The sequence below is a fragment of the Nocardia sp. CA-119907 genome, assembly GCF_050955995.1.
In the GTDB taxonomy this organism is placed as follows: Bacteria; Actinomycetota; Actinomycetes; order Mycobacteriales; family Mycobacteriaceae; genus Nocardia.
The window spans coordinates 9056788-9069292 of record NZ_CP192091.1; the positions used below are offsets into that span (position 1 = coordinate 9056788).

At 67.3% G+C, this 12505-nt stretch carries 7 protein-coding genes; 3 read left to right on the forward strand and 4 right to left on the reverse strand.

Features of this window, described 5'->3' with window-relative positions; genetic code table 11:
• Window positions 1-9: 9 nt before the first annotated feature.
• Window positions 10-3558: an amino acid adenylation domain-containing protein gene (locus ACQP2D_RS40600; RefSeq protein WP_433681188.1), complete on the reverse strand. Its 3549-nt coding sequence runs from the start codon at window positions 3556-3558 to the stop codon at window positions 10-12.
• A 152-nt stretch (window positions 3559-3710) separates the two neighbouring features.
• On the opposite strand from ACQP2D_RS40600, the gene ACQP2D_RS40605 reads away from it, so the two are divergent.
• A complete protein-coding gene (locus ACQP2D_RS40605; protein WP_433681189.1) occupies window positions 3711-5330 on the forward strand; it encodes a (2,3-dihydroxybenzoyl)adenylate synthase in 1620 nt (539 codons plus the stop codon).
• Window positions 5331-5448: 118 nt separating this feature from the next.
• Here the strand turns inward: ACQP2D_RS40605 and ACQP2D_RS40610 are convergent, their stop codons facing one another.
• Together ACQP2D_RS40610 and ACQP2D_RS40615 are read right to left on the reverse strand one after the other, a co-directional pair.
• Complete coding sequence (locus ACQP2D_RS40610; protein ID WP_433681190.1) at window positions 5449-6762, reverse strand: salicylate synthase; 1314 nt, start codon at window positions 6760-6762, stop codon at window positions 5449-5451.
• Between the two features lie 104 nt (window positions 6763-6866).
• Entirely contained in the window at window positions 6867-7631 is a 765-nt protein-coding gene (locus ACQP2D_RS40615) for a DUF2127 domain-containing protein (protein ID WP_433681191.1), read from the reverse strand.
• 155 nt (window positions 7632-7786) lie between these two features.
• On the opposite strand from ACQP2D_RS40615, the gene ACQP2D_RS40620 reads away from it, so the two are divergent.
• Together ACQP2D_RS40620 and ACQP2D_RS40625 are read left to right on the forward strand one after the other, a co-directional pair.
• The gene (locus tag ACQP2D_RS40620) at window positions 7787-10240 is read left to right on the forward strand and encodes a glycerol-3-phosphate 1-O-acyltransferase (RefSeq protein ID WP_433681192.1); all 2454 of its coding nucleotides are present in this window, start codon (window positions 7787-7789) and stop codon (window positions 10238-10240) included.
• A complete protein-coding gene (locus ACQP2D_RS40625) occupies window positions 10240-11706 on the forward strand; it encodes an HAD-IB family hydrolase (RefSeq protein WP_433681193.1) in 1467 nt (488 codons plus the stop codon). Before ACQP2D_RS40620 ends, ACQP2D_RS40625 begins: the two co-directional genes overlap by 1 nt.
• Here the strand turns inward: ACQP2D_RS40625 and ACQP2D_RS40630 are convergent.
• Window positions 11703-12422: a polyprenol monophosphomannose synthase gene (locus tag ACQP2D_RS40630; RefSeq protein ID WP_433681194.1), complete on the reverse strand. Its 720-nt coding sequence runs from the start codon at window positions 12420-12422 to the stop codon at window positions 11703-11705. The genes ACQP2D_RS40625 and ACQP2D_RS40630 overlap by 4 nt on opposite strands.
• Window positions 12423-12505: the final 83 nt, after the last annotated feature.

The window sequence follows — 12505 nt, forward strand, 5'->3', positions numbered from 1 at the left end:
TGACAACCGTCAAACCTGGGCGAGCACCTCATCGTCGCTCATCGCCGCCACCTCCAGATACATCCCGGCCACCGTCTCCAGCCTTCCGATCGCGGCCCGGTCGGCTTCGCGGTCGAGCAGGCGCGCGGCCAGCCCCGCCACAGTGCGGGCGGTGAAGAGGTCGGCGACGATCGCCTCCGGTGTGTCCAGCCACTCGCGCACGCGGGCGATCACCGCCGTGGCCAGGACGGAGTCACCGCCGAGGGCGAAGAAGTCGTCAGTGGCCCCGACCCGGGCCGTATCGAGGACCGTGCCGACGATATCGGCGAGCGCACGTTCCAGATCGGTGCGCGGCGCGACGAATTCGACTGTGTCATCGGCGTGTTCGAGCGCGGCGAGCACGGCGAGCACGGCGAGCACGGCCTTGCGATCCGGTTTGGCATTCGAGGTCAGCGGCAATTCCGCGAGAATTTCCAGTCGCGTCGGAATCATGTACGCGGGCAAGAGTTCCGCCGCGGCCGCGAGTACGGACTCCGGCACCAATTCGGTATCGGCCTCGGGGACAAGGGCGGCGACGAGTTTCGGTGCTGTCGAGCCAACGACGGCGGCAATGGCGTGATGGACGCCGGGAACCTGGCGCAGGGCGCTCTCGACTTCACCGAGTTCCACCCGGTAGCCGCGGATCTTGACCTGGTGATCGGCGCGGCCGAGGAATTCCAGTGCGCCATCGGGCAGATAGCGGGCCAGATCGCCGGTGCGGTACCAGCGCATGCCCTCGTGCACCACGAAGCGCTCGGCGCTGCGTTCCGGATCGCCGCGATAGCCCGCCGCGACGCCGCCGCCGCCGATCCACAGTTCACCGGTCACCCAATCGGGGCAGTCATGGCCGGTGGGGCCGACGACGCGGCACTGCACATTGCGCAGCGGAGTGCCGTAGGGCACGGCGGCCCATTCCGCGGGCACCGCACCGTCGACGACCTCGCAGATGGTGGAGTGGATGGCGGTTTCGGTGGCGCCACCGAGCCCGGCGAAGCGGGCCGCGGGCGCCACCGCAGCGAGCCGACCGGGCAGGGCGATATCTACCCAGTCGCCGCCGAGAATGACGGTACGCAGCGAGCCGAGCGGCGCCCCCGCGGCAGCCGTGAGCAGCATATCGAGCAGGCTCGGCACACAGTTGAGCACCGAAACCTGGTGGCGGCGAATCAGCTCCACCCAGTCGGCCGGTTCGCCGCGCTGCGCGTCGTCCACCGCGACTACCGCGCCGCCCGCGCTGAACAGGCCGAAGATGTCGTACACCGACAGGTCGAACTCCAGTGCCGAGAGGGCGAGCGCGCGATCCGCGGCGCCGACCTCGAAGCGTTCGTTCAGGTCGTCGATGGTGTTCATGGCCGCGCGATGCGGTACCTGCACGCCCTTGGGCCGGCCGGTCGAACCGGAGGTGAACAGGATGTAGGCGATGGATTCCGGATCACCGAAGATGGGGCGCGCCAATGGCTTCGGATAGGCGCGAGCCGTGGCCAAGGCGACGGTGCCGACCTCCGGGATCTGCTCGTCGCCGACCGTCACGGCGGCGACGGCATTGCCGATGCGCAGAACCTCCGCGCGCCGTGCGGCGGGTTGGTCGAAGCCGATCGGTACATAGACCGCACCCGCGGCCAGCACACCGAGGGTCGCCACCACCTGATCCGGCCCCTTCGGCAGCTGAACCGCGACCGAATCACCCGGCAGCACCCCGGCATCGCGCAGCGCACCGGCGACCGACAGTGCCTCGGCGGCGAGTTTGCCGTAGGAGACGACACGGCTCGGTTCCCAGATCAGCGCGGGCGCATCGGGATTCGTCGCGGCATGGGCGAAGAAACCGGTGTGGAGCAGTCGTCCGCTGACCGGCCCGGCGGTGGCATTGACCCGGGCCCGGGTTTCGGCCTGCTCCAGCGGAATCCGCAGCGCCGCCTCGGCATCCCAACCGGCCGTCGATATTTCACCGGAGCCGAGATCTCCGGCCAGTCGCATGATGGCATCGATATAGCGCGCGAACATCGCCTCGACGACGCCCGCGGGGAAGGCGGATTCGCGCACATCCCAGTTCAGCAGCAGCCCACCGCGCACCTCGGTGAGCTGCGCGTCCAGCAGCACCTGCGGGCCCTGCGAGATGATCCAGACCGGATCGCCGAAGGTCTCGGTCACGGTATCGGCGAACAGTTCACCGAGATTGAGCGCACTGGTGTAGACGATCGGCGCCAGCACCGGCTCACCGCGCTGACGCCCGAGGTCGCGCAGCACCTCCAGTCCCGAGTACGCCGTATGCGCGCCCGCCGCATGCAGATTCGCCTGTAGCGCCCGCGCCCGTTCGGTGACCGTCGCCGGTTCGGTCACATCGACCTCGAGCAATACCGACGAGGTGAAGTCGCCGACCACACCGTCGACCTCCGGATGCACCGGTTCCCGATGGAACAGCGGCAGATTCAGCAGGAACCGACGCTGCGCCGACCAGCCGCCGACGGTCTCGGCGAATACCGATGCGAGCGCCATGGCCGGGGTGATGCCGCGGGCGTGCGCGGCCTCGAATATCCGCGCCTTCGCCGCGGGTGCGAGCCAGCGGTGGTGCCGCACGGTACGGCCGACCCCCGAAACCCCCGACGCCTGCGGCAGTTCCGGCGCACCGGGCAGTTCGGGCAGCCGCTGCTGCCACCACTGTCGATCCCGCTCGTGTTCGGCGCCGGTACCGCTCGGATGCTCCGCGAGATAGCGACGGAACGTATAGGTCTGCGGTGGTAGCGATTCGCCGTGGTAGAGCCGAGCCAGATCGCTGATCAGAATGCGGTAGCTCATCGCATCGGCGGCGAGCATATCGACATCGAGGTGCAGCCGGGTCCGGCCGTCCGACAAGAGCGTCAGCGCGATATCGATGACCTGACCGTCCTCGACCGCCATCCGCTGATGAGTTCTTTCCTCCCGCAGCGACTCCAGCCTGCGCTCGGCCTCATCCGACGGCAGCTCGCGCAGATCGGTGCAGGTCCATACCGAGCGGCCCGGCCGCGCCATGGTCTGCTGCGTGCCATCCGGCAGAAATCGCGTGCGCAGCATCGGATGCCGCAGCACCAGCGCGTCGACGGCCTGCTCGAGCCGGGCGGGATCGACTCCCGCACCCTCGAATTCGACATACAGATGCGCCGCGACGCCGCCGAGTTCCTGGGATTCGGAGCGCCCGAACCAGTACGCGTGCTGCATCGGTGCGAGCGCGAAGGGAGTTTCGTCGTCGGCCCGATCGACCACCGCATCGGCATCCGGCGCCCCTGGGTCCGGCTGAGCATCATCTCCGGCGGATCCGCCGAGCAATTCGTGCCACCCATCGACCGTCGGGTTCGCGGCCAGCAGCGCGAAGTTGATATCGATACCGCGCTTACGCCAACTCCCCGCCAGTTTCATGGTGCGGATGGAGTCCAGCCCCAACTGGATCAGATCATCGCCGAAGCCGATCGTCTCGACGGCTACGTCGAGTTGCTTCGCGATCGCGGCGCGGATTTCCTCCCGGCCGATCGTCGTCCCCGCCCCGTCCCCCGGTCGCTGTGCTGGCTCCATCTGGCGCTGTCACTCCTTGGTCGCCGCCGCATCCGGCGGATCGAGACTGCTCGGCGGTAGCCTATCGCATTGAGATAGGGTTGCCTAACCTATCTTTCGAGACCCTGATCATCACGCAGTAGATCAAGTACCAGGCATCTGTGAGGCAGACCGTGACTTCGACATCCACCGCGCCCACCCATCGCGACGGCTACGTCCCCTTTCCGACTGCCGACGCCGAGGCATATCGAGCGACCGGTTACTGGACCGGCCGACCGCTCGGCGACCTCTTGCGCGCGACCGCGACCCAGCACCCGAACCGAACCGCATTGCTCGATGCGGACGGCGCGCACAGCTACGCGTGGGCGGATGCCGAGGCCGACCGGATGGCGCACGGTCTACTCGCGCTCGGGATCGCGCCGGGCGACCGTGTGGTCGTGCAGCTGCCGAATGTCGCGCAGTTCCTGACCGTCCTGTTCGGATTGCTGCGGGCCGGAATCATTCCGGTACTGACCCTGCCCGCCCACCGCCGCGCCGAAATCGAGCATCTGGCCGGACTTTCCGAGGCGGTCGCCTACATCATCGCCGACCGGTTCGGCGACTTCGACTACCGCGAACTGGCCGAAACCGTCCGCACGGCCGTGCCCACCCTGCGCCACATTCTGGTACTCGGCGATCCCGGCCGCGGCACCGATCTGAATTCGATTCCCCGCGACGGCGGTTCACTCCCGACTATCGACCCGAGCGATATCGCGCTGATGCTGGTCTCCGGCGGCACCACCGGCCTGCCCAAACTGATCGCACGCACCCACGACGACTACGTCTACAACGCCACCGCGAGCGCCGAGATCTGCGGACTCACCGAAGACGACGTATACCTCGCGACATTGCCCGCCGCACACAACTTTCCGCTCGCCTGTCCCGGCATCCTCGGCTCCGTGGCGGTCGGCGCGGCCGTCGCGTTCACCACCGATCCGAGTCCGGAGAGCGCCTTCGCCGCGATCGCCCGTCATCGGGTCACGGTCACCGCGGTGGTGCCGCCACTGGCCCAACTCTGGTGTGCGGCAACCGAATGGGAGGATGCCGATCTCGGCTCACTGCGACTACTCCAGGTCGGCGGTGCCCGACTGGCCGAGGTGAATGCGCGCGAGGTGGCACCGGCGCTGGGCGTTCAACTGCAACAGGTATTCGGCATGGCCGAGGGCCTGCTCAACTACACCCGGCTCGACGACAGCGCCGAACTCGTCTGCACCACCCAGGGCCGCCCGCTGTCCCTGGCCGATGAGGTCCGCGTCGTGGATGCCGACGGCAACGATGTCGCCACGGGGGCGGAGGGCGAACTACTCACCAAGGGCCCCTACACGATCCGCGGCTACTACCGCGCCCCCGAGCACAATGCCCGCGCCTTCACCACCGACGGCTACTACCGCTCCGGCGACCTCGTGCGCCGCCTCCCCAGCGGACACCTGATCGTCTCGGGCCGCATCAAGGACGTCATCAACCGCGGCGGTGAGAACATTTCCTGCGACGAACTCGAGGAACATCTGCTCGCCTATCCGTCGGTCCGCCACGCCGCCGCCGTCGGCCTCCCCGATGCCGCGCTCGGCGAAAAGGTCTGCGCCATCCTGGTCACCGACGGCGAAATGCCGACCTTGGCCCAGCTGAAGACCTTCCTGACCGATCGCGGTCTGGCCACCTACAAGCTCCCGGACCTGGTTCGCCGGGCCGACCGGCTCCCGATCACCGCCGTCGGCAAGATCGATAAGAAGGCCCTGCGCGCCGATCACAGCTGATCGGACAATCGGGGGCGGCGTGAGTCCGACCTACGCCGCCCCCGATCTACCCGGATGTCGCCGATAACCGGGTTGCCCCGGCAGATATTCGGAGCCCACCCCGAAGTTGATGGGTCCGCTATGACGCCTTGACGAGATAGGGGGCGATACTGCCCAGCTTTTCGCAGGTCTCCTCGAATTCCCGGTCCGGCCGCGACTGCCCGACGATGCCGGCGCCCGCACGCAGCCAGGCGCCCTCGGTGGTCTGATAGACCGCGCGCAGCACCAGCGTGGCCTCCATCGCGCCGGACGGCGAGATCGTCACAACGGCACCGGAGTACAGGCCGCGCGGCGCGCCGTCGAGTCGGAATACCGAATCCACGCCCTCGCGCTTGGGAATGCCGGAAGCGGTGACCGACGGGAAGAGCACCTCCAGCGCATCCCAACTGGTGCGGTCCGCCGCGAGACGCCCCCGCACGGTGGAGGCCAGATGCTGCACGCTGCCGCGTTCACGGACCGCCATGAAATCCGAGACCGCGGGCGTGCCGGGATCGGCCACCTCGGTGATCTCGGCAAAGGAGGTCTGGACCGAAATCGCGTGCTCCACGATCTCTTTGGGATCGGTGACCAGGTCGGCACGAGCCGCCATATCGATCGCCGCACCCAGGCCGAAGGCGCGGGTACCGGCGAGCGGCTCGGTGGTGACCACCCGATCCTCATCGACGGCGGCGACCAGTTCCGGACTGAATCCCGCCGCCTCCAGCCCACCGAGGCGCAGCAGGAACGACCGCGCCGGAGTGTTATTGGCGCGGCCGAGCCGATAGGTGGCCGGCACGTCGACCGCGAAGGGCAGATCGACCTTCCTGGACAGAATGACCTTCTGGTAGCGGCCGGAACGGATCTCCGCGACCGCCTGGGTGACCCGATCGCGATAACCGGTCGGATCGAGGCGCACGTCGACCGGCTGCGCCCGGGGCAATTCGGTGTCCTGCGAGGCGGCGATGAGATCGTGAATGTCATTGGCCTCGGCGGGGGTGGCACCGGAGATACGGACGCCGAACGCGCCGACCCGCACCTCGATGCGCGGAATCATCAAATGCGCCAGCGCGGTTCGCGGATGCAGATGTGCGGTCGCGTCCAATGCCCACGCGCAGAATTCGAATCCGATCCAGCCGTAGGCCCGTCGCCCACCCAGCGGCAGCGCGCCGAGCGCGCGGTCGATGACGCCGGCCGGACTGCCTTCCCACGCACCGGCCGTGACGCGCCCGTCCCACCTCACGCGCAATTCGTTCGCATCGAGTTCAACGCCGCCGAGGGGGTCGGCTGCGAATACCCATTCGCCGGGCCGCTCGTACATCACGTAGTCGCCGAAGCGCTCGGCCGCCGCCAGCCGGGACATCGCTGCCGCCGGATCGGTCACATACTCAACGCGCAAGCGCTCCGTGGTCGACAACGATCCTCCAAGGTTATGCTGACCTAACTTTGAGAGGTAAGGTTAGCATTACCTGCCTAGACCGCCACTGGTGTCGGCGACCACAGCGACGACCGCGAAAACCGTTACTCCGCAGGCACCGCGAGCGCGGAACGCTCGACGCTCAACAGACTCTCCGTGCTGTGTTCCGCGTGGTACGCGGCCCCGCCGCCGCGCAGGCCGAACAGGCGCTTGCTGTAGAGCAGCCAGACCACCGCGGCGATATTGATCAGCAGCGCGCCGACGCGCAGCACGGTGATCTTCTCGGTCAATTCGTAGATCTCCAACGGCAGGAAGATGCTGGTCGCGACGACCGCGAAATATTCACCCCAGCGCTTGACCAACCACAGCCCGACCGCCTCGATGGCCTGCAGCGCCGCGTAGCACAGGATGCCGACGCCCACCCACAGCAATGTCGTATTCGACAGCGAGAATGCTTGATCGATCAGATGCACGATCTTGGATCGGTCGATATCCCACCCGATCTGATCGGCCAGCGGCCGCAGCAAGGGCAGTTCCCGTTCGAAGTCGGCCCGCATGGTCTCGCGCGAGGAACGGAACTTGAAGACGGCGAGCGCGGCCACCACCAACAGCAATCCGCGCACCAACCGCTCGATCGCCAGCGCCCGCATCAGCCAGCGGTCACGCAGCAGTCGCCCGCGCGGCACCTCCGGTGCGTGATCGGCGGGCCCGGAGCCGACCGGCTCGCCCGGTACGAAGGTGCCGCAGCGCAGACACCGCCACGCGACCCCCGCCACGGTCTGCACATGCAGACGCTCCGCCAAATCCTGCTCGTCCGGCGCGTAGGTGTAATGGCCGTGCCAGCCACACGCGCGTAACGCCCAATCCATGCGCGCAGCCTAGTTCGAGATCACCATGGGCAGCGATCGAAACCATCGTGTCGGCCGCCGTCCACAAGGCTCGCGGCCGACTCGCCCGCCGGAGTTCCTGCGCGGAATCCCCTGGCGGGCTTCAATAGGGGGATCGGCAGTTGCGGAGGACAAGCATGATCGATCACCGCGGGGATTCGCCCGCTCCGGCTCGAGCGACAGCACCCGGATCGGTGGTGGCGCTCATCGACGCGGGCTCCGGAGTGGAACGCGAACTCGTCGGCACCTGGCTCGCCGACGGTCGGCTCGAGCATGAACTCGGCATCGACGCACCCGTCACACAGTTGGATCTGGACGCGGGCGCGATCGGCGATCGGCTGGTCGGGCGGCGCGACGATCCACTCGTGGTGCCGATCCGGGTGCTGTGGCTACCGCCCGAGCGCGACGGGGTCCGCCGCATCACCTTCGCCGACTTGGCCCTGCTGACCAATCCGCGCAAGCCGAACCGCCTCGCGCAACGCCGGTTGGTCGGCGCGCCGGACCGGCACGTGGTGCTCACCGGTCAGCCCGCCCTGCTCAGCGAGCTGCGCGCCAATAATCCGGAGGCGGCGGCACTGCTGGTCAAGGGCTCCGCCGAGCCGTTCGCCCGCGCCATCGTGCGCGCGGCGGTGGTCGCGCTGGAACGCGCCGAACGCTCCGTCATCGGTGACCGGTACAAGGTGCCGCGGCTGGTGGCCGAGGAGATCCTGGACTCCCCGGAATTCCTGCGCCGTCTCGAATTCATCGCCGATCAGCTCGGCGCCGGTCCGCACGAGGTGTACCGGCGGGCGGAGAAGGCGCTGCGCGAACTCGTCGCCGCGCAGAGCAGACTGGTCTCGGATCTGTTCACCCAGGCGATGCGCCCGGTCCACGCCTCGACCTGGAAGGTGGACTCCGACGACACCGGTCTGGACGGACTGCGCGCGCTCAACCGGAGCTATCCGCTGGTTTTCCTGCCGTCGCACCGGTCCTACGTCGATGCGTTCGTCCTCGGTGATGTGCTGGCCCGCAATGACTTCCCGCCGAATCATGTGATCGGCGGCGCGAATCTGAGCTTCTGGCCGATGGGACCGATCGCCCGGCGCACCGGAACCGTCTTCATTCGCCGCAGCTTCGGTGACGACGAGGTCTACAAGGCGGTGGTCGAGGAGTATTTCGCCTATCTGCTGGCCAAGCGATTCAATATGGAGTGGTACTTCGAGGGCGGCCGCACCCGCACCGGGAAGCTGCGGCCACCCCGCTATGGACTGCTGAATTACCTTGCCGCCGCGGTTCGTTCGAATCGGATCGACGATGTCCTGCTCGTCCCGGTCTCGATCACCTATGAGCGGCTCAACGAACTCGGCGCCATCGCGACCGAACAGGCGGGCGGGACCAAGAAGTCGGAGGGACTGGCCTGGCTGGCGCGTTATGTGCGCAGCCAACAGCATTCGGCCGGACACGTCTACGTGCGCTTCGGAGCGCCGCTGTCGGCACGCGATCGCCTTGCGGCATACGGTGATCCGCTCACCCTGCCGCCGGTGACGATTCCGCTGCACCGCGTCGAGCGTTCCGAGACCCGGCCGACCGCGACGGCGGAGTCCGCACATGTCGCGGAGCTGGAGCGGAAGGCGGTGCAGCGGTTGGCCTTCGAGATCGCCGTCGGCATCAACGAGGTCACGCCGATCACCGTCAACGCGCTGGTCACGCTGGCGCTGCTCGGCGTGCACGAGCGGGCGCTCACCCTCGGCGAGGTGCGCGCCGTACTCGCCCCGGTGCTGCGCTACATCGAGCAGCGCGATCTACCGCGCGGTGAGCTGGCGGCATTGCGCGATGAACAGAGCCTCGCGGTCGTACTCGAGCAGCTGTCGCTGGCCAAGGTTGTCACGGTGTATCGCGGCGGGCTGGAACCGGTGTACTCGATCGAATCCGGTGCGCATCTGGAGGCGGCCTTCTATCGCAATAGTGCGGTGCACTGGTTCATCAATCGGGCCATCCTCGAATTGTCCATCCTGGCGGGGCTGGAGAAGCAGGCGCCGGATCAGCTGCGTGCCGGGTGGGACGAGGCCTTCGAGCTGCGTGATCTGCTGAAGTTCGAATTCTTCTTCCCGGAGCGGGCGGAATTCTCGGCGCAGATGACCGCGGAGATGCTGCTGGTCGACCCGGATTGGTATGCCCACACCACCGAGGACACGCTCGGGGAGGACATTCTGCACAAGCTCACCGCCTCCGGATTCATGATGGCCCACCGCACGCTGCGCTCGTTCGTCGACGCTCAGCTGGTGGTGGCCGAGCGTTTGGCGGCGCGCGATAACGCCGAGGAGATCGATCGCAAGGAATTCATCGACGAATGCGTGGCGGTCGGCAAGCAGATGCTGTTGCAGCAGCGGCTGCACAGTCCGGAGTCGGTCTCCACCGAACTGTTCACCAGCGCACTGAAACTCGCGGACAACCGCGGCCTGCTGACTCCGGTGAGTCGTGATTCGGCCAAGCGCAGGGCCGAATTGACCCGGCGCAGAATCGAGTTCGCCGACCAACTGCGCACCATCGCCGCCCTGATCTCGCAGGCCGCCGCACTCGATCCGTCGAATCGGCCCGGACTGGGGGCCTGATGGAGTCAGCGAATACCGCGGAGTCGCAGCACCGAGCGACCCCAGCGGATCTGGCGACGGCGATCGCCGCGATCCGATCCGGACCGCAGGGACCGCAGATCGCCGCGGTCTTCGATTTCGGTGGCACCGTGGTGGACGGTTTCGCCCGACCGTCCTGGTGGCGGCGGATACTGCGGCGCGACAGAGCCCCCGCGAACACACTGCTGGGCAGTATCCGCGACGGACTCACCGACGGCGAATACCGGCGGTTCCTACAGCAGGCTGTGCTCACACTGGCCGACCGTCCGGAGGCCGAACTGGAGCAAGTGGGACAGCGGCTGTTCCGGCGCACCATCTACGGACACCTGTATCCCGAAGCGTGGCAGCTCATCCGCACGCACGAGGCCGCCGGACATACCGTGGTGCTGGTCACCGCGCTGACCCGATTCCAGGTCGAGCCCGCCGCGGCCGCACTCGGTATCGACCATGTGCTGTACACCCGAATGGCGACGACCGAGGGCGTACTGACCGGATATGCCGAGGGAAGAACGCTGTGGCGCAATGGCAAAGCCGATGCGGTCCGCGAATTCGCCGCGGCACACGGCCTGGATATCACCCGCAGCTACGTCTACGCCGATAGCATCGCCGATCTGCCGTTGCTATCGGTGGTCGGATATCCGGTCGCGGTGAATCCCGATCGCAAGCTCGGTATCGCCGCCGCCGAACAGCATTGGCCGATCGTGACCTTCCGCCCTCGGCAACCGCCGCGCCCGAGTGACTATCTGCGCACCATCGCCGGATTCGCCGGACTGCTGAGCGGGGCGCTATTCGGCGTGCTGACCAAGTCGTACACCCGCCAGCGTCGGCAGATGGCCGATGCGCTGATGGCCTATGGGACCGGTGCGACGCTGGGAGCGACCGGGATCCGGCTGCGGGTCACCGGTGCGAAGAACGCCCGTGCGCCGCGGCCCGCCGTCTTCCTGTTCAACCATCAGAGCCAATTCGACGTCATCATCCTGCCCAAGGTGCTCGCGGGTGGTGTGACGGGAATCGGCAAGAAGGAGCTGACCAAGAATCCGCTTTTCGGTCCGCTGATGCGGTTCGTCGGTGTCACCTTTATCGACCGTGCCAACACCACACAGGCCAAGGCGGCCCTCGCCCCGGTGGTGGAGACGTTGCGCGATGGATTGTCGATCGTGGTCGCGCCCGAAGGGACCCGGTCGTATACGCCAGGCATCGGCCCGTTCAAGAAGGGTGCCTTCCATATCGCGATCCAGGCCGGGGTGCCGGTGATCCCGGTGGTGGTCCGCAATGCGGGCGAAGTCAACTGGCGCAATTCGATGGTCGCGCGCCAGGGCACGGTGGATGTCGCCATCCTCGACCCGATCGACGTCAGCGGCTGGGATCCGAACGATATGGACGACCAGGTCGAAGCGGTCCGTCAGCGCTACCTCGACACCTTGCTGAACTGGCCGGCGCCGGACTAGACCGCGCGGCCGAACAGTAGCTTCCACGGCATCAGCGCCGATTCCAGCTGCACCTTGAGACTCATCTTGGAGGCGCCGAGGGTGCGTTCCTCGAACCGGATCGGGACTTCCGCGATCGCGATGCCCTTCTTGACGGTCCGGTAGTTCATCTCGACCTGGAACGAATACCCGTTGCTGCGAATCGAGGCCACGTCGATGGCGCGCAGGGTGTCGGCCCGCCATGCCTTGAATCCGGCGGTCGCGTCCTTCACGCCGAGTCGCAGGATCAGGTTCACGTAGAAATTGGCCCACGCCGAGAGCGCCTTGCGGTACCACTTCCATTCCTCGGCGGTCGACCCACCGGGCACATAGCGCGAACCCAGTACGACACCGGCATCGGTGGTGTCCAGCTTCTCCAGCATCGCCGGAATGACCTCGGCCGGATGCGACAGGTCGGCGTCCATCTGGATCACCACATCGGCGCCCTCGTCCAGCGCCCGGGTGATCCCGGCCACATAGGCGCGACCCAATCCGTTCTTCTCGGTTCGGTGCAGTACGCCGACCACGTTCGGCAGCTCCGCCGCCAACTTGTCGGCGACCTCACCGGTGCCGTCCGGCGAATTGTCATCCACCACGAGCACATGCAGGTCGGGCACCGGCAGCGCCGTCAGCCGCTCCACCGCAACCGGCAGATTTTCCCGCTCGTTGTAGGTCGGCACAACAACGGTAACCCTCAAGGGTCGCCCTCCCTGCTCACCTGTTCGCGCCCGCTGACCCACGACAGGACCCCGAGCATTCGTCTGATTGCAAAGAACCGTAC

Bases quoted from the DNA above. Each gene is read 5' to 3' on its own strand.
- ACQP2D_RS40620 (WP_433681192.1), top strand. From the start codon at position 7,787: ATGATCGATCACCGCGGGGATTCGCCCGCTCCGGCTCGAGCGACAGCA.
- ACQP2D_RS40600 (WP_433681188.1), bottom strand. From the start codon at position 3,558: ATGGAGCCAGCACAGCGACCGGGGGACGGGGCGGGGACGACGATCGGC.
- ACQP2D_RS40625 (WP_433681193.1), top strand. From the start codon at position 10,240: ATGGAGTCAGCGAATACCGCGGAGTCGCAGCACCGAGCGACCCCAGCG.
- ACQP2D_RS40615 (WP_433681191.1), bottom strand. From the start codon at position 7,631: ATGGATTGGGCGTTACGCGCGTGTGGCTGGCACGGCCATTACACCTAC.